The organism is Nocardia salmonicida (genome assembly GCF_036142455.1).
GTDB lineage: Bacteria > Actinomycetota > Actinomycetes > Mycobacteriales > Mycobacteriaceae > Nocardia > Nocardia salmonicida.
This window is the reverse complement of sequence record NZ_CP108014.1, coordinates 3,381,645-3,398,889: the sequence shown is the minus strand read 5'-3', so window position 1 is coordinate 3,398,889 and position 17,245 is coordinate 3,381,645. Positions and strand designations below refer to the sequence as shown.

The following is a 17,245-nucleotide window of genomic DNA, read 5'->3' as shown; positions in this document are numbered from 1 at the left end:
CACGACAGGGCGGAACTGCGCGTCAGTCGACGGTGGTGACCCGCCACCCACCACGGCCGAGGACATCCACGACCAGCGCGCCGATATTCCACGCGTCGTCGTCGCCACGGTGGTGCGTGCCTTCGAGGGGGATGTCGGCGATTCGCAGCGCGTGGTCCATGCCCGGTCGTCGACGCAGGTCGTAGGACTCGGAGAACACCTGTTTGGCGTTGGTGTGCTCGGGGCCGAAGGGGTACTCGACGCCGGTCGCCGCGCACTGGGTGCGGAACTGCTTGCGGTCGTAATCGCCCCAGCTCGCCCACGGCCGCGTGCCCGCCGCGAACTCGCTCCCCAGTAGACGGCACGCCTCGCCGAACTCGACACCCTGATCGACCTGCTCCTGGGTGAGCGTGGTGAGCTCGGTGCAGAATTCGCTCACCGTGGACCGGGTCGGCCGCACGATGATCCCGTGTTTGCCCACCCTGGTTCGGGTGGCGAGATCGACCACGGTGATCCCGATCTCGATGATCTCGTTGGTCTGCCCGGCCGGTGGGTCGCCGGCCCAGCAGGTGGCTTCCACATCGACCACGTTGAGCAGGCCGGTCCATTCGTTCATGGATGCGACGGTACGGGCGCGCGATGGTGCGTTCCAGCGGATATTCGCGGGGGCGTGGGTCCGGCGGAGCGGGCGCGATTGCCGCTCGGTCGGTGACGCGGCCGCTTCCTGGTCGAGTGATGGGCCATTCGTTAACATCTCGTTAACCACCTCGGGGTCGTCCCCGGTCGCGCTCGGCGGCGGTCGCCGTGTGGACGCGGGACGTGCCAGAATGTCGCTCACCGACCACGGACCCGCCGAGGAGAGAACGCATGCGCCTGTCGCCGCACGAGCAGGAACGGTTGCTGCTGAGTTATGCGGCCGAGCTGGCGCGCCGGAGGCAGGCGCGGGGGCTGAAGCTGAACCATCCCGAGTCGATCGCGTTGATCACCGATCATGTGCTCGAGGGGGCGCGGGACGGGCGGACCGTGGCGGAACTGATGTCTTCGGGGCGGTCGGTGCTCACCCGTGCGGACGTGATGGACGGGGTGCCCGAGATGATTCACGACGTGCAGGTCGAGGCGACGTTTCCCGATGGGACCAAGCTCGTCACCGTGCACCACCCGATCGGATAGGCGACGCGCATGATTCCCGGTGAATATCTCTGTGCCGAGGGCACGATCGAGTTGAACGCGGGCGCGGTGCGTGTCGAGCTCGAGGTGGTCAATACCGGTGACCGTCCCGTTCAGGTGGGCAGTCATGTGCATTTCCCGCAGTCCAACGCCGCGCTGGAGTTCGACCGCGAGGCTGCCTACGGGCACCGGCTCGATATTCCGGCAGGTACCGCAGTTCGTTTCGAACCCGGTCTGCCGCAGCGGATTTCGCTGGTTCCGCTCGGCGGAACCCGTGAGGTCCACGGCATCAGCATGAACCCGCCGGGGCAGTTGGATGCAGATGATTCACCGCGACGTCCGGAAGAGAGTCGATGACCGAACTGAGCCGCGCCCGCTATGCCGAACTGTTCGGGCCGACCACCGGCGACCGTATTCGCCTGGCCGACACCGACCTGCTCATCGAGATCACCGAAGACCGCAGTGGCGGACCGGGTCTCGCCGGTGAGGAAGCGGTGTTCGGCGGCGGCAAGGTACTGCGCGAGTCGATGGGTCAGTCGCGCGCCACTCGTGCCGACGGCGCCCCCGACACTGTCATCACCGGTGTCGTCATCATCGACCACTGGGGCATCATCAAGGCCGACGTGGGCATCCGCGACGGCCGGATCTGCGGCATCGGCAAAGCCGGTAATCCCGACACGATGTCGGGCGTGCACCGGGATCTGGTCGTCGGTCCGTCGACCGAGATCATCGCGGGTAACGGCCGTATTCTCACGGCGGGCGCCATCGACTGCCACGTCCACTTCATCTGCCCGCAGCTGATGGACGAAGCGCTCGGCGGCGGCATCACCACCCTCATCGGCGGCGGCACCGGCCCCGCCGAGGGTTCCAAGGCCACCACCGTCACGCCGGGCTCCTGGCATCTGGCGCGGATGCTGGAATCACTGGATCACTGGCCGATGAACATCGTGCTGCTCGGCAAGGGCAACACGGTCAGCCACGAATCGATGTGGGAGCAATTGCGCGGCGGCGCATCGGGTTTCAAGCTGCACGAGGACTGGGGTTCCACCCCCGCGGCGATCGATGCCTGCCTCACTGTCGCCGATGCGGCGGGCGTGCAGGTGGCGCTGCACTCGGACACGCTGAACGAGGCGGGCTTCGTCGAGGACACCCTCGCCGCCATCGCGGGCCGCGGCATCCACGCCTACCACACCGAGGGTGCGGGCGGCGGCCACGCACCCGACATCATCACTGTCGCTTCACATCTGAATGTGCTGCCCAGCTCCACCAACCCCACCAGGCCACACACCGTCAACACCCTCGACGAGCACCTCGACATGCTGATGGTGTGTCACCACCTGAGTCCGTCGATCCCCGAGGACCTGGCCTTCGCCGAATCACGGATCCGCCCGTCCACCATCGCCGCCGAAGACCTCCTGCACGACCTCGGCGCCATCTCCATGATCGGCTCGGACTCCCAGGCGATGGGCCGCATCGGCGAGGTGGTGATGCGCACCTGGCAGACCGCCCACGTGATGAAGCGCCGCCGTGGCGCCCTGCCCGGCGACGGCGCGGCCGACAATGCCCGCGTGCAGCGCTACATCGCCAAATACACGATCTGCCCGGCGGTTTCGCACGGGCTCGACGACGAGATCGGTTCGATCGAAGTCGGCAAACTCGCCGATCTGGTGCTGTGGGAGCCCGCGTTCTTCGGCGTCCGCCCGCATGCCGTCCTCAAGGGCGGCATGATCGCCTGGGCCGCGATGGGCGACGCCAACGCCTCGATCCCCACCCCGCAGCCGGTACTCCCGCGCCCGATGTTCGGCGCCGCGGCCCCCGCCGCCGCGGCCACCTCGCTGCACTTCGTCTCCGAGCAGGCCATCGACGACGGCCTCGCGAACCGCTTGAACGTGCGCCGAAAGCTGGTGCCGGTCAAGAACGCTCGCCGCGTCACCAAGGCCGACATGCCCCACAACGACGCCATGCCCCGCATCGAAGTAGACCCCGACACCTTCACTGTCCGCATCGACGGCGAAGTCTGGGCCGAACAACCCGCCACCGAACTCCCGATGGCCCAGCGCTACTTCCTTTTCTGAACCGGCGCCGGGGTGGGCTAGGCCACCCCGGCGCTCATCGCCCGGGCGTTGCCGGTGTCGGGCCGCGCTCGGTGGCAGACTGCCGATATGACGACCAACGATTGGACCGATGTCGACAGCTATATCGTCACCACCCTCGTGGGTGACGAGGGCGTGCCCGCGCTCACCGCCAACGCCGACGCGGGACTGCCCGCCATCGATGTCTCCCCACCCCAGGGCAAATTGCTGAACCTGTTGGCCCGCACCGCGAAAGCACGCCGGGTGCTCGAGATCGGCACGCTCGGCGGGTACAGCACCGAGTGGCTGGCGCGCGCGGTCGGCGACGGCGGCCTCGTCGTCACTCTCGAATTCGAACCACGTCACGCGAAGGTCGCACGCGAGAACCTGGACCGTGCGGGGGTGGGCGATCGGGTCGAGATCCTGGTCGGCGCGGCTCTGGACACTTTGCCCGGCGTCGCCGAGGATCTGACCGAGCCGTTCGATCTGGTCTTCATCGACGCCGACAAGGTCAACAACTCCAACTACGTCCAGTGGGCACTGCGCCTGACCCATCCGGGCTCGGTGATCATCGTCGACAACGTGGTACGCGCGGGCGCGGTGGCCGACGAGCAGACCGAGGACCCGAACGCGCGGGCCAGCCGCGACCTGATCGAATTGCTCGCCGCCGAACCGAGCGTCGATGCGACCGTCATCCAGACCGTCGGCGCAAAAGGATGGGACGGCTTCGCCTACGCCGTGGTCACCGGTCCGAATTCCTGAACTTCACCGCCCGGCAATGCGGATGGTCATTGCCGGGCGTCCGGGATTCATGAGGGTGTTGTTCGCTGCCGCTAGCGTGGGAGTGTTCGACTTCAGGAGCCGCCGTCATGGAAATCCGTCATCTCGTCTCGTTCATCGCGCTCGCCGAAGAATTGCATTTCGGGCGCGCGGCGCAACGTCTGCATCTGACCCAGCCCAGCCTGAGCGCCCAGCTGCAGAAGCTGGAGAAATCCCTGGAAGTGCAGCTGGTCGCGCGCAACTCGCACGAGGTGCGCCTGACGCCCGCGGGCCGGGAGTTCGAGCTGCAGGCCCGCCAGATCGTCGCCCAGCTCGACCGGGCCGCCAAGGCGGCGAAGGCCACCGCCGCCGGGCGCGCGGGCAGCCTGAACATCGGCTACAACCTGCCCGCCAGCAAACACGTGCTGCCCGACGCGCTGGCCCAGCTGACCGACCGCCACCCCGGCATCTCGGTGTCGTTGTGGGAGAAGCGAACCGGACCGCAGCTGGCCGCCCTGGCTGACGGGTCCCTCGACCTGGCCATGGTCTACGGCCACCCGAGCACCGCCGATTTCCGGTACCGCCGGCTGCTGCACCGGATCCCGCTGGTGGCGGTGGTCGGCCGACAGCACCGTTGGGCCCACCGCTCGCATGTGCCGTTCGCTGAGCTGCGCGATCAGGAGTGCGTGCTGTTCGCGCGTGAGCAGTGCCCGGCGATGTACGACACGATCCTGCGATCGGCGGCGCAGACCCGGATCTCGTTGAACATCACCCATATCGCCGATGATCCGGGCGCCACCGCCCACATCGTGTCGGTGCGCCCACTGGTCGGGTTCGCCTCGCTGCCACGGGCGGTGTCGGCGGGTATGGGTACCGCGAGCACCGACGCGGTGGCACTGAAACTGGTCGATCCGGTCCCGACCCTGGATCTGCACGTGGTGTGGCGGGCCGACGAGCAGAATCCGGCGGTGGCGATGTTTCTGGATTGCCTCGCGTCCACGGCACCTGCCCTGGACGACGACCAGGTCTTGACGAGCTGAGGTCGTCGGTCACTTCAATCCCGACCGCACGAACGCGTTGACGATGTGGCGTTGCAGCACCAGGTACAGCAGCAGCACCGGCAGGCAGGCGAGGCCGGCCAGCGCCATCATCGGCCCCCACTGATCACCTTCGGAGCCCATGAAACTGCGCAGCCCGAGCTGCAGGACACTGTTGGACTGACGCAGTACGACCGCGGGCCAGAAGTACTCGTTCCACGCGTTGATGAACAGCAGGATGCCGAGCGCGGCGAGCGCGGGCCGCAGATTCGGCACCACCACGGTCCACAGGATCGACCACGACGAACGCCCGTCGATCTTCGCGGCCGCGATGAGTTCCTTCGGGAACGCCGACATGTGCTGGCGCAGCAGCAGCACCGCCAGCGCCGAACACAGCGTCGGCAGCACGACGCCGATCAGGGTGTTGATCAGGCCCAGCTGGTTGAGCAGGATGTAGTTGGGCAGCATCGTCACCTGGAACGGCACCAGCCACACCCCGACGAACGCCAGATACAGCAGGTTCTGCAGCGGGAACGTGTAGACGGCGAACGCGTAGGACGCCAGCAGCGCGATGAGGAGCTGGCCCGCCGCCGAGAGCACCGCGACGAAGAACGTATTGGCGATCAGACCGGCGATGTCGACCTTCTGCGCCGCGTCGAGGTAGTTGGCCGTCGACAGCGGCCACGGGATCGGGGAGAGCGAGGTGACGTCTTCGGGTCTGCGCAGCGACGTCGCGAACAGCCAGTAGATCGGGAACACGCACACCAGTGCCGTCGCGGCGAGCAGCAGATGGCTGCCCACCCCGCGCAGTCGTTCAATCGTCATGGACAGCAACCTTTTCCGAAATCCAGACCAGCAGTGCGGCCACCAGACCGAAGCCGAAGAACAGCAGCACACCGGCCGCGGCGCTCAGACCGGCGTCGAAACTGTGGAAGGCGTAGTCCCAGAGCAGGTAGTAGATATTGGTGGTGGCCTGCGCCGGACCGCCCTGGGTCATCGAGTCGATGAGCGGGAAAGTCAGGGTGGGACTGAGCAATACGGTCGTGAGGACCAGAAACAGCACGGTGGGCGAGAGCAGCGGCAGCGTGATCCAGCGCCGGATCTGACCGGGTGAGGCGCCGTCGACCCTGGCCGCTTCGTCGTAGTCGCCGCTGATTCCGGCCAGCCCCGCCCACACCACGAGGACCGCGAAGCCGATCAGGTGCCAGGCGGTGATCGCGATGATCACACCCTGCGCGGTCGCGGTCTCGTACACCCAGTTGCGGTCGGATCCGGTGACCTGGGCGAGGAAACCCGTCCCCGGATGCAGCAACCAGCGCCACACCGCGGCCGCCGCGACCGGCGCGACCAGGAACGGCGCGAACACCAGTGCCTGATAGACCGTGCGCGCCCGGCCGGTGACCCGCCTGCTCGCCATCGCGATGACGACCGGCAGGACCACCGTGAACGGCAGCAGACCGAGGATCAGAGTCCCGGTGCGCCCGAGAGCGCCCCAGAACGCCGGAAGATCCAGTAGCCGTTCATAATTCGCGGTACCGACCGGTGTCATCGGAGCCGTCGGCAGCAGGTTCCACGAGTACGTGGACAGTTGCAGGGCCTGCACCAGCGGTTGATAGGTCCACACGACCAGCAGGAACAGCGCCGGACTCAGGTAGAGATACGGCGCGACGAACCGGGCCACCCGGCGTCGGGTGAGCGGGCGGCGTACCGGCTTCGCCTCGACCAGCGGTGTCGGCGAGGCAGGCGCATCGATGACGAACATCTACTTCACCGCCGCCCTGGCGGCGACGATCGCGGCGATCTGCGCGAGCATCTCCGCTTCCGGCCGGTCGTAGACCGTCGGTGCCGGGGCGGCGTCGATCGCGGTGGCCAGCACCGTTGACGCCATGACGTCGATGCGGCTGTACCCGAATCCGACGAATCCACGGTGCCTGCCTGCCGGTGCCATCGCGTCCACCCGGTAGGCCATCGCGGGACCGATCCACACCGGGATCCCGGCCAGCGCCGACGCGCCGGTGAGGTGGTTGTGTCCGCACAGGATCATCCGGACATCGGTGCCCGCGACGACCTCGGCCAGCTGTTCGGCATCCTTGAGCCGGAGGAAGTCGAGGGTGGCCAGTGGGGAGCGCAGCGGCGGATGGTGCACCACCAGCACGGTGCCGTGCGGGGCGGGCGTGCGCAGAATGCCTGCCAGCCAGGTTAGTTGCTCCGGCTCGAGCTTGCCGTCGTGCTGGAACGGCGTGGTGCTGTCCAGCACGACGATCCGCACTCCCGCGACCTCGACACACTGGTCGTGCGGGAGATCCGGGTCCACCGTGTCGCGGTCGAGCAATTCGACACCGAAGGCGGTGCGTTCGTCGTGATTGCCCATCGCATAGACGATCTCGGCACCGAGCTCGGCGGCGACGGGCTCGACGGCGGCCCGCAGCCGCCGGTAGGCCTCGGGTGATCCGTTGTCGCTGAGATCGCCGGAGAAGATCAGCACGTCGACGTGCTGCCCGAATTCGCGCAGCCGGTCGAGCACCACCGTCAGGTTGGCGGCGGTGTCGACGCCGTGGAGCAGTTCGCCCTCGGGCCGCAGGTGGGTGTCGGTGATCTGGACGATCGTGAGTTCGCTCATGACTTCGGCATGAGTTCGGTGCCCGCGGTACGGGCCGCGGTGAGCGTCGACTGCGGGTCGGCGCCCTGGAACACGACGGCTTCGACGGCGTCCATCATGCCGTCACGCATCTGCAGATAGTTGTTGCCCGGCATGGAAACCCACGGCTCCATGGTGGCCAGCTGCGCCACATTCGGGCGCAGCAGCGGGTTCTGATCGGCCCATTCCTTGAGGCCACCGGCTTCCTCGAGCAGGCCGGTCCGCAGCGGCAGGTAGCCGATGTTCTGCGCGATCTTCTTGTAGGAATCCTCGCTGGTGAGGTGCTTGATCAGTTCCCACGCGGCCCGCTGCTTGGCCGGATCGTTGGACAGGATGTGCAGGCCCGCACCGGAATTGGTCGGAACGGCCTGCTTGGTGCCGAAGCCGGGCATCGGCGCCGAACGCAGGTCCCACTTGCCCTTGGATCCGGTGACGAAAATGCTCTGCAGCGCGCTGGTTTCGAGCATCATGCCGATCTCGCCGCGGCCGAACGCCTCGTAGCCCTGTTTCTGATTGAGCTTGGGCATGCTGCCGGTGTTCACGAGGTTCTGTGCCATCTTGGTGACCTCGACGGCGGGCGCGTCGGCGAAGGCGAGGGAGTTGCGGTCTTCGGAGATCACGCGACCACCGTTCGAGCGCACCAGCGACTGGAAGCACCAGTCCTTGGCGGTCTTGGTCAGGCAGTCGATGTAGACCCCGCCCTTGCCGGTGCGGTCGGCGATCGCCTTCGCGGCGGTGGTGACCTCGTCCCAGGTGGTCGGGGGCTTGGCGGGATCGAGACCGGCCTCGGTGAACAGCGAGGCGTTCAGGTACAGCACGGGCGTGGAGAACACGAACGGAACGCCGTAGGTGTGGCCGTCCCAGTCGTCGAGCGTGCGGGCGCGCGGTGCGTACGCGTGGCGGGCGCCGTCGAAGTTCTGCTTCACCGCCGGCGCGCCGACCAGCTGGTCGAGGGGCTTGGCCTTGAGCTGGTTGATGGTGAAGTCCAGGTCGGAGAAGCCGAGCTGGGCGACATCGGGCGGGGTGCCCGCCACCATCTGGTTCTGGATGCTGGAGACGGTGTCGGTCGCCGGGTTGGGGCTGTTGCCCTGCGGCTTCTGCGCGGTGACCTTGATATTGGGGTGCTTGGCGCTGAAGTCGGCGATCAGGGCGTTGAACGTGTCGGTCCAGGCGCCGGCCACGCCGTAGCTGTAGGACTCGAACACGATCGAAACCTGCTGGTCGGCACCCAGTTCGGGGATCTGCGCCGTGCTCGTGCTTTCGGTGGACCCGGTGGTGCCGAGGCCGCAGCCGGTGAGGGCGAGGACGGTGGTGATCGCCACGCCCAGTGCGGGCAGTGTGCGTTTCATGATGGAACTCCTCATCGGGGTGGTGCCGAAATCAGGGGACGGGAACAGCGGCCGCGTCGATGGCCGCGTCCGAATGGATTTGGGGCGCTTGCCAAGTGAGCCGGAGGCCGGTGTCGGGGTCGAACAGGTGGATGTCGGCGGGGTCGACGCGGCAGGCGATGTCCTCGCCCACCCGGACACCGGCCGGACGAGCCGCGCGCACGCACAGACCGGAGTCGAGGTGCACGAGTTCCTCGCTGCCGAGGTTCTCCACCATCCGTACCCGGCCGCGGACATCGGTCGAGGTGTCGTCGATCCGCAGGCGTTCCGGACGGATTCCGGCGACGACGGCGGTGGCGCCGCCGGAATCCTCGGCGATGTCCAGCGCGGCGTCGATGCCGTCGGCCATCACCTTCATGTGGCCGTCGCTCGAGGTGACGACGGCGGGGAACAGGTTCATCGGGGGCGAACCGAGGAAGCCGGCGACGAAGGTCGACCGCGGGCGGTCGTAGAGCTCCTCGGGGGTACCGCACTGTTCGATGCGGCCCTGGTTGAGCAGTGCGATGCGCGTCGCCATCGTCATCGCCTCGACCTGGTCGTGGGTGACGTAGAGGAATGTCGCACCGAGGCGCTGGTGCAGCGCGATCAGTTCGGCGCGGGTCGCGCTGCGCAGTTTCGCGTCGAGGTTCGACAGCGGTTCGTCCATCAGGAACGCGCCGGGATCGCGAACCATGGCCCGCGCCAACGCGACTCGTTGCCGCTGCCCGCCCGACAGCGCGACCGGGCGACGCTCGAGCAGCGCCGAGATCTCCAGCGTGGTCGACACCTCGGCCACCCGTTGCGCGATCTCCGCCCGCGGCCTTCGTCTGGCCCGCAACGGAAACCCGATGTTCTTGGCCACCGAGAGATGCGGATACAGCGCGTAGCTCTGGAACACCATCGCCAGATCCCGCCGCTGCGGCGCCTCGTCCGTCACGTCGGTGCCACCCACCAGAATCCGCCCCGCGCTCGGCTCCTCCAGCCCCGCGATCATCCGCAACAGCGTGGATTTGCCGCAGCCACTCGGGCCGAGCAACACCATGAATTCACCATCGGCGATGTCGAGACTCACCTCGCGCACCGCGTACTCGGCATCGAACTTCTTCGACACCGCTTCGATCTGCAGTCGTGCCATGCGCCCAGTGTCGAGCCCGCTACGGCGCGCGCGCCGGTGCGATAGTGAACGTCGATCGGTCCAATCGTCTAGGCACTACCGAGACGACTGAACGGCACTGTCAGTGCTGGTTGTCCAGCAGCGCGGATTGCTTCAGCGCAGGCGGACCGGTAGTTCGAGGAGGCCGCGGATGAGGGTGCTGGTCTGCCAGTGGAGGTCGGCGGTGGGGGACAGGGTCAGGCGGGGGAAGCGGTGGAGGAGGGCGGTGAAGGCTATTTCGGCTTCTACGCGGGCCAAGGGGGCGCCGACGCAGAAGTGGATGCCGTGGCCGAAGGCGAGGTGGCCCGCGGTGGGGGTGTCGGTGGCGAGGGTGTCGGGGGCGGGGAAGCGGGCGGGGTCGCGGTTGGCCGCCGAGAGGGCGACGTAGACGATTTCGCCTTCGGGGATCTCGACCTCGCCCAGGGTGACCGGTTCCGCGGTGAAGCGGGCGGTGGACATGTCGACGGGGCCGTCGAAGCGCAGGAATTCCTCGACGGCGGCGGGCACCCCGGTGCTGTCGGCGCGTAGAGCCTGCCACTGTTCGGGGTTGCGGAGCAGGGCGAGCACCCCGTTGCCGATGAGGTTCACGGTGGTCTCGTGGCCGGCGACCAGCAGCAGGAACGCCATCGACACCAGTTCATGATCGGTGAGCCGATCGCCCTCGTCATCGGCGAGCACCAGCTGGGACAGCAGATCCTCGGCGGGCTCGGACTGCTTGGTACGCACCAGTTTCGCGAGATAGCCGACCATCGCGGCCGACGCGGCCGGACGCTCGTCCTCCTCGCCCTCACCGACCACGGTGACCAAAGCCTTCGTCCAGGCCTGGAAGTCCGCGCGATCTTCGAACGGGACGCCGAGCAGCTCGCAGATCACCGTCACCGGAAGGGGATTGGCGAACTCGCTCATCAGATCGACCTCGTCGCGCTCGCTCATCGCGTCCAGCAGCGACTCGGTGATCTGTTCGATGCGTGGGCGCAGCAACGCGACCTGGCGGCTGGTGAAAGCCTTGTTCACGAGCTTGCGCAGGCGGGTGTGCGCGGGTGGATCGGTGCCGAGCATATGGCTCAGCAGCGCGACGATGTTCGGGTCCGTCGCCGTGGTGTCGCGCTTGCTGTGCAGGATCGCGTCGATCCGGACGACATCCTTGCGGAATCGCGGGTCGGCGAGCGCGATCTTGGCTTCGGCATAGCCGACGACCACCCAGCGGACGACGTCGTCGGGGAAGCGAACCCGATGGACGGGACCCTCGGCGCGCCACCGGCGGTATTGCGCGTGCGGATCGTCGAAGAAGTCGGCGTCGATGGACTCGACAGGGGCGGAGGCGGTGAGGTCGGCCATCGAATCGACGGTACTCGCGCCGGGCGGGATGCGCATCGACGTTGGACAACGACAGCACGGAAATCCTTGTAGCAAGCGCGAATTCGTTGCACGGGCCGGGTGTCAGGTGTTGTGCGGCTCCGTCGTCGACGTGTTCGACTCGATCGACGCCAGAAAGCTGTGGAGCAGGTCGGTGACGGCCTGTGGTTGTTCGAGCGAACTCGAATGCCCACACGCGGGGATCGTGTGGAGCTGGGCGTGGGGGACGAGCGAAGCGATGTGGTGGGCGTGCGGAACCGGGGTGGCCGCGTCATCGGCGCCGACGATGATCTGGGTGGGGACGGTGATCGCCGGAAGTTCGTCGTCGACGGCGCGGCGTTCGGTGACACCGTGGACGGCGTGGCGCAGACCGACGCGGTCGATCCCGGCCAGGCGCCGCGACCACTCGCGGACAACTTCCTTGCCGGTGCCGGAAGCTCGGAAGGAGGGGCCGAACAGGTGAGTGGCCACCTGGCCCGCGATGGGGCGGATGCCGAACCAGCGCAGCGCCCACGCGAGGCGGTGATATTCGCCGATCTTGGTGGGATCCTCGGCTCGCGCGCTGGTATCGAGGAGGGTCAGCGACCGCAGCAGGTCGCCGTGCCTGGCGGCGAGTCGCTGACCGACGAAGCCGCCCATGGACAGTCCCACCCAATGCACGGGTCCCACGTCGAGAGCGCGGATCACACCCGCCGCGTCGGCGGTGAGCGTGTCCATGTCGTAGCCGTCGGCCGTGGGTGGGGTATCGCCCTGACCGCGCCAGTCGAGGGTGACGCATCGATAGTCGCGTCGCAGTACCTCGAGTTGGGCGCGAAACATCCAGCCGCCGAACAACAATCCGTGGCCGAAGACCACGGTGGCGGCATCGGGTCGACCCGTGGGAACGCCGGTGTCGGTGACGGCGATCGGAACATCGTTGACGGGGATGATCGGCATGAGATCACTCGCTCCCGGTGCTCAGGCCGCCGCGAGACGCACGTTGCGCATCGTCACCAGCGCTGTGGCACAGAGGACTTCGCCGGATTCCTCCACCGAGAACACGTCGGCGGCGGCGATGGTGAGCAGCGCGCCGGGCTTGATCACCCGCCCGCGAGCGACCACCGTCGGGCCTTTCGCGGGCGCGAGGATCTTCACGGTGTAGTCGATGGTCATGTTCACCCAGCCGACAGGCAACAGCGTTCCCGCGGCCGAACCGGCGGCGAAATCGGCGAGCGAGCCCAGGACTCCGCCCTGGAAGAAGCCGTCGTGCTGGGTGAGTTCGCGGCGGTGGGGTTGCACGATCTCGACATCGCCGAGCTCGACCTTGCCGAAGTGGAAACCCAGGTGGGCGGCGGCGGGCATGGACAGCACCACGCTGGGAACCAGCTGTGCGAAGTCGGGGTTGGGCGGTGGACCGTCGCTGCTCGTCATGCGGCGAATCCTGCCCGCTGACGCCGCGCGGGAACAGCCGATCGCGGAGATTTCGCCTGCTGTTGGGGGTCTGGAAAGAGTCCGGCCGGGCGGGGCGACCTCGTCGCACCGCCCGGCCGAGAGCTCAGCGAGTTCCGGCGTGCAGGACCACTTTGCCGTTACGACCGGGGGTTTCGGAGACCACGGCGGCCTGGGCGGCCTGATCGAGCGCGAAATCGGCCTGGACATCGAGGCGCAGGGTGCCGTCGGCGGCGAGGGTGACGAGTTCGGTGATCAACCGGGCGTAATCGGCGCGGTCGATGTCGGAGCTGCGCTGCTGGCCCCAGAACCCTTTCACCACAGCCTGTTTGAAGATGACGGCGCCGGTGTCGATGATCAGCGGCTTGCCCGACAGCGCGCCGAAGGAGATCAGCTCACCGCGCGGGGCGAGCAACGCCATCAGATCGCCCGCGGCGGGCCCACTGACCTGGTCGACGGCGCGCACGATCGGTTCACCACCGGTGATGTCGGCGCCCGTGGCGAGCCAGCCCACCGACTCGGTATCGAGCACGGGACCGTAGCCGAGTTGTTCGAGCGCCTGCACCGAGGACTGGCCGCGGACCAGGCTCAGCACCCGCACGCCGCGCTCCTTCGCGAACAGGTTGAGCAGTCGACCGACCGCGCCGTTGGCGGCGTTCACCACGATCCACTGACCGGACGTCACCTGCAGGTCGTCGAGCAGCATCAGCGCGCTCAGCGGCATGGCCAGTAACTGGCAGGCGGTCTCGTCGGGCACGGAATCCGGCATCGGCACCGCCTGTGCGGCACGGGCGACGAAGGAATCCGCCCAGGCCCCACGCACGCCCGCGATCGCTACCCGCTGCCCGACCTGGAGGGTGTCGACGCCGGGGCCGATCGCCTCGACGACACCGGCGGCCTCGGTCCCCGGGATCGCGGGCAGCGGCGGCCGGTAGCCGTACACGCCGCGGATGATCGCCAGATCGTGGTTGTGGATCGGCGACAGCGACATCGCGATCCGCACCTCACCTTCCCCTGGTTCGGGGGTCGGCACCTGCTGTGCGGTGAGCACGTCCTTCGGTTCGCCGAATTCATCGATGACAACTGCCTGCATGTCCGCCTCCGTGGTGGTTGCGAGTCCCTGCCGAGCGTGATCGTGCTCCATTGTGGCACCGTGGCGGTCATGGGCCGCTCAGGTGGTCGTTCGGGCCCGGCTGTCAATACGCCGCAGGGCTGACAGCGGATCACCCCGGTACGGGGGCGAAAATAGCTCGTACGGTGGACGAATGCGGGCGGTCGGCGTGCGTACGCTCGGTTCATGGCAGACGCACTCGGAACACGTTCGCCCGCAGTGCGATCCGGATCGCGTATCGCCGAGGTCGACATCCTGCGCGGGTTCGCCCTGTTCGGGATCCTTATCACCAATGTGGTCGTGGCGACCTCGTTGTGGTCGGTGGTCGGCACTCGCGAGGACCCCGTGCTGCGCTTCGGGGGCACCGTCGATCTGCTGGTGCGTGCCACCGTCGACGCCCTGTTCACCGGGCGGTTCTATCTGCTGTTCGCCTTCCTGTTCGGATACTCGTTCACGCTGCAGATCGCGGCCGCCCACCGCGCGGGGGCTTCGCCGGTAGGGCGGTTGCTCCGACGGTGCGCCGCGCTGATGGTGATCGGTCTCGTACACGTCTACCTGCTGTGGATCGGGGACATCCTCACCCTGTACGCGTTCTTGTGCCTGGTCCTCATCGCGCTGCGTAAATTGCGACCGCGAACGGCGGTGATCGTCGGAGTGGTGCTGTATGTGATCTGGTCGGCATGGAGCTTTCTGCCAGGAGAAAACAGTCTTCTCGCGTTCGGCGACTTCGTCGACCTGCCCGCGATCTCCGCCGACTACACCGACACCTTCGCCTCGACGTTCTCCGCGCAGACCGCCCTCGCGCCGGTTTTCCTGCTGCTGATCTGGTTCAGCCAGGGCGTGCCGAGCCTGGCGATGTTCCTGATCGGCATGGCGGCGGGCAAACGAAACCTGTTCGCGGACCCGGACACACTGCGCCGCTGGTCTCTTCGCGCACTCGTGATCGGCTTCGGCCTCGGATTGCCGATCTCGGCGATGACCTTCGCCGAGACGATGACCTGGTGGCATGCGCCCGCCGTGATCCACGGCCTCCAGATACTGGTGAACCCGGCCATGACGTTCGCCTACGTCGCCGCGATCCTGCTGGCAGCACAGTCCGCCCGCCTCGGCCGCTACACCGCCCTGCTCGCCCCGGCCGGGCGCATGGCCGCCACCAACTACATCGGCCAGTCGATCGTGCTGATGCTCGTCTACACCGGCTATGGCCTTGCCCTCGCCGATGACCTGTCGCCCGCAGTGGTGATCGCGGTCGGCATGGTCACCTTTGTCGCCCAGCTCTGGCTCAGCGCCTGGTGGCTGAGCCGCCATCCGTACGGGCCGGTGGAATGGGTGCTGCGGGCGGCGACGTACTGGACCGTCCCGGCCTGGCGGACGTCGTCGGCCAGTGTCAGTCGGCGGCCTGCGCCGGGCGATGGAATTCGGCCCGCCAGCGGTTGAGGCCCGACGTGTCGGCGCGAGGGACTGTTTCCACGACGACCTGGGTCAGGTCGGGGGCGGTGAACGAGTCGATGTCGGCGCGGGTGAGCGGCCATGGTGGGCCGACGGTGGCGGGGGTCTTGCTGATGTCGGCGATGACGAGCAGGGTCGCGCCGGGGGCCAGGAGGTCCCGGATGCCGGTGATGGCGAGGGCTCGCACGTCCAGGGGGAGGGATTGGACGGTGATCGACTCGATGACCAGGTCGAAGGAGTGGCGCCAGGACGTCGGTGGGTTGAGCAGATCGGCGACCTTGTAGGTGACCGGCGAATTCGGGAAGCGGGCGCGGGCGCCGCGGATCGCACTCGGAGAGACGTCGAACGCGGTGGTTCGGATACCTTGGGCAGCAACGAATTCCGCGTCGGTACCGTAGCCACAGCCGATCACCAGGCCCCTCGCGCACTGGGGGAGGGAGGCGCTACGCAGCCAGTCGACCAGCAGCGGATTGGGCTCGGCGCGGTCCCACGGGACGACCGAGGTCCCCGCCGCGGCCTCGGCGTAGAGCGGTTCGAACCATCCGGTCGGATCGTTCGCGGCCAGTGCCTGAGCGGCGAGGCGACGATCGGCGGACGGCTGCGCGTCGGTCATAGGTCCAGTCTTCACCACCGATGACCACCGTGTCGTCCGACATTCGCCCGACTCGCCCGACGGTGAGCGATCTGGTCGATTGATCACTAGGCCCTGGTGGTGGAAACTCCGGCCGAGTCAGCATCACCAGAGTCCGAAGCCCTCAGGGGACCAATACGACTTTGCCTGTGGTGGCACGGGATTCGAGGGCGTGGTGGGCGGCAGCGGCCTCGGCGAGGGGGAATTCGGTCAGTGCGGGGCGGAACAGGCCGGTACCCGCGGCGGCGAGGGCGCGTTCGGACAGGATGCGCAGGTCGCCACCCGCACGCTCGATCATCGGCGGGCCGAGCACGCTGGGGGAGGTGATGCCGCGAGCGGCGGTGTCCACGTGCGTCGGGGCCCCGGCGGACCAGCCGAAGACCAGGTGGGTGCCGCCGGGGCCGAGTAGGTCGACGGCTGCGTCGGCGACCGGGCCGCCGACGCCGTCGAAGACGACGGTCGCGGTCCGTCCGCCCAGTTGGGCCCGTACCTTCTCCGGCCAATCCGCCAGCGTGTAGTCGACCGCGATATCGGCGCCGTTGTCGCGCACCATCGCCACCTTGTCCGGCCCACCGGCCAGCCCGACCACCGTCGCGCCTACGGCAGCGGCGTACTGGACCAGCAGCGTGCCGATTCCCCCGGCCGCCGCGGTCACCACCGCGACGCTGTCGGCATCGAGTTCGGTGAATTGGAGGATGCCGAGCGTGGTGCGCCCGGTGCCGACCATCGCTACCGCCGCGGAGACGCTCACGCCCTCCGGAATATCGAGCAGCCGTTCGGCTTCGGTGACGGCGAGCTCGGCGTAGCCGCCCGGGGCAGCTCCCAGATGAGCGACCACCCGTGCGCCGAGCAGACTGTCGTCGACACCCTCGCCTACCCGGTCCACCACCCCGGCGACCTCGCGGCCGGGGACGGTCGGCAGCTCGGGCACCGGGAACGGGCCGGGCTCACCGCGGCGCAACGCGGTGTCGACCAGATGGACACCCGCGGCCGCTACCGCGATGCGCACCTGGCCCGGGCCCGGTTCCGGATCGGGGATCGACTCGTGGCGGAGGTTCTCGGCGGGACCGAATTCGTGGAGCTGGATCGCATGCATGA

At 68.0% G+C, this 17,245-nt stretch carries 18 protein-coding genes; 6 read left to right on the top strand and 12 right to left on the bottom strand.

What is annotated here, in order from left to right:
• Nucleotides 1–22 precede the first annotated feature (22 nt).
• The gene (locus OHS03_RS16100) at nucleotides 23–595 is read right to left on the bottom strand and encodes a 3'-5' exonuclease (protein ID WP_328663677.1); all 573 of its coding nucleotides are present in this window, start codon (nucleotides 593–595) and stop codon (nucleotides 23–25) included.
• 251 nt (nucleotides 596–846) lie between these two features.
• On the opposite strand from OHS03_RS16100, the gene OHS03_RS16095 reads away from it, so the two are divergent.
• The 5 genes from OHS03_RS16095 (at nucleotide 847) to OHS03_RS16075 (ending at nucleotide 5,017) form a co-directional block, all read left to right on the top strand.
• Nucleotides 847–1,149 (top strand): urease subunit gamma, encoded by a 303-nt coding sequence (locus tag OHS03_RS16095; RefSeq protein ID WP_056810177.1) that lies wholly within the window; start codon nucleotides 847–849, stop codon nucleotides 1,147–1,149.
• Nucleotides 1,150–1,158: 9 nt separating this feature from the next.
• Nucleotides 1,159–1,503 (top strand): urease subunit beta, encoded by a 345-nt coding sequence (locus OHS03_RS16090; protein ID WP_328663675.1) that lies wholly within the window; start codon nucleotides 1,159–1,161, stop codon nucleotides 1,501–1,503.
• The gene (locus OHS03_RS16085; RefSeq protein ID WP_056810170.1) at nucleotides 1,500–3,221 is read left to right on the top strand and encodes an urease subunit alpha; all 1,722 of its coding nucleotides are present in this window, start codon (nucleotides 1,500–1,502) and stop codon (nucleotides 3,219–3,221) included. Before OHS03_RS16090 ends, OHS03_RS16085 begins: the two co-directional genes overlap by 4 nt.
• Before the next feature lie 87 nt (nucleotides 3,222–3,308).
• Entirely contained in the window at nucleotides 3,309–3,980 is a 672-nt protein-coding gene (locus OHS03_RS16080) for an O-methyltransferase (RefSeq protein WP_056810160.1), read from the top strand.
• A gap of 107 nt (nucleotides 3,981–4,087) precedes the next feature.
• Nucleotides 4,088–5,017 carry a LysR family transcriptional regulator gene (locus OHS03_RS16075; protein WP_328663673.1) on the top strand — a complete coding sequence of 310 codons (930 nt, stop codon included), beginning with the start codon at nucleotides 4,088–4,090 and terminating at the stop codon, nucleotides 5,015–5,017.
• A gap of 9 nt (nucleotides 5,018–5,026) precedes the next feature.
• On the opposite strand, the gene OHS03_RS16070 is transcribed toward OHS03_RS16075, so the two are convergent.
• From OHS03_RS16070 to OHS03_RS16030, 9 genes are all read right to left on the bottom strand, one after another.
• Entirely contained in the window at nucleotides 5,027–5,839 is an 813-nt protein-coding gene (locus OHS03_RS16070; protein ID WP_328663671.1) for a carbohydrate ABC transporter permease, read from the bottom strand.
• Nucleotides 5,829–6,776 (bottom strand): carbohydrate ABC transporter permease, encoded by a 948-nt coding sequence (locus tag OHS03_RS16065; protein WP_328663669.1) that lies wholly within the window; start codon nucleotides 6,774–6,776, stop codon nucleotides 5,829–5,831. The genes OHS03_RS16070 and OHS03_RS16065 overlap by 11 nt, the downstream gene beginning before the upstream one ends.
• Nucleotides 6,777–7,634: a metallophosphoesterase family protein gene (locus OHS03_RS16060; protein WP_328663667.1), complete on the bottom strand. Its 858-nt coding sequence runs from the start codon at nucleotides 7,632–7,634 to the stop codon at nucleotides 6,777–6,779.
• Nucleotides 7,631–9,001: an ABC transporter substrate-binding protein gene (locus tag OHS03_RS16055; protein WP_328663666.1), complete on the bottom strand. Its 1,371-nt coding sequence runs from the start codon at nucleotides 8,999–9,001 to the stop codon at nucleotides 7,631–7,633. The genes OHS03_RS16060 and OHS03_RS16055 overlap by 4 nt, the downstream gene beginning before the upstream one ends.
• Before the next feature lie 31 nt (nucleotides 9,002–9,032).
• Entirely contained in the window at nucleotides 9,033–10,154 is a 1,122-nt protein-coding gene (locus tag OHS03_RS16050; protein ID WP_328663664.1) for an ABC transporter ATP-binding protein, read from the bottom strand.
• A 132-nt stretch (nucleotides 10,155–10,286) separates the two neighbouring features.
• On the bottom strand, nucleotides 10,287–11,510 hold the full coding sequence (locus OHS03_RS16045; protein WP_328663661.1) for a cytochrome P450 family protein: 1,224 nt from the start codon (nucleotides 11,508–11,510) through the stop codon (nucleotides 10,287–10,289).
• Nucleotides 11,511–11,612: 102 nt separating this feature from the next.
• Nucleotides 11,613–12,464: an alpha/beta fold hydrolase gene (locus OHS03_RS16040; protein ID WP_328663660.1), complete on the bottom strand. Its 852-nt coding sequence runs from the start codon at nucleotides 12,462–12,464 to the stop codon at nucleotides 11,613–11,615.
• 21 nt (nucleotides 12,465–12,485) lie between these two features.
• The gene (locus tag OHS03_RS16035; RefSeq protein ID WP_056810137.1) at nucleotides 12,486–12,938 is read right to left on the bottom strand and encodes a PaaI family thioesterase; all 453 of its coding nucleotides are present in this window, start codon (nucleotides 12,936–12,938) and stop codon (nucleotides 12,486–12,488) included.
• Nucleotides 12,939–13,062: 124 nt separating this feature from the next.
• Entirely contained in the window at nucleotides 13,063–14,049 is a 987-nt protein-coding gene (locus OHS03_RS16030; RefSeq protein WP_063006556.1) for a zinc-binding dehydrogenase, read from the bottom strand.
• A 204-nt stretch (nucleotides 14,050–14,253) separates the two neighbouring features.
• Here OHS03_RS16030 and OHS03_RS16025 point away from each other — a divergent pair, with 204 nt between their 5' ends.
• Nucleotides 14,254–15,504, top strand: a complete 1,251-nt coding sequence (locus OHS03_RS16025) for a DUF418 domain-containing protein (RefSeq protein ID WP_328663657.1) — start codon at nucleotides 14,254–14,256, stop codon at nucleotides 15,502–15,504.
• Here OHS03_RS16025 and OHS03_RS16020 read toward each other — a convergent pair.
• Nucleotides 15,455–16,129 (bottom strand): class I SAM-dependent methyltransferase, encoded by a 675-nt coding sequence (locus OHS03_RS16020; protein WP_328663656.1) that lies wholly within the window; start codon nucleotides 16,127–16,129, stop codon nucleotides 15,455–15,457. The genes OHS03_RS16025 and OHS03_RS16020 overlap by 50 nt on opposite strands.
• A 142-nt stretch (nucleotides 16,130–16,271) precedes the next feature.
• A complete protein-coding gene (locus OHS03_RS16015) occupies nucleotides 16,272–17,243 on the bottom strand; it encodes a zinc-binding dehydrogenase (protein ID WP_328663654.1) in 972 nt (323 codons plus the stop codon).
• Between the last annotated feature and the right edge of the window lie 2 nt (nucleotides 17,244–17,245).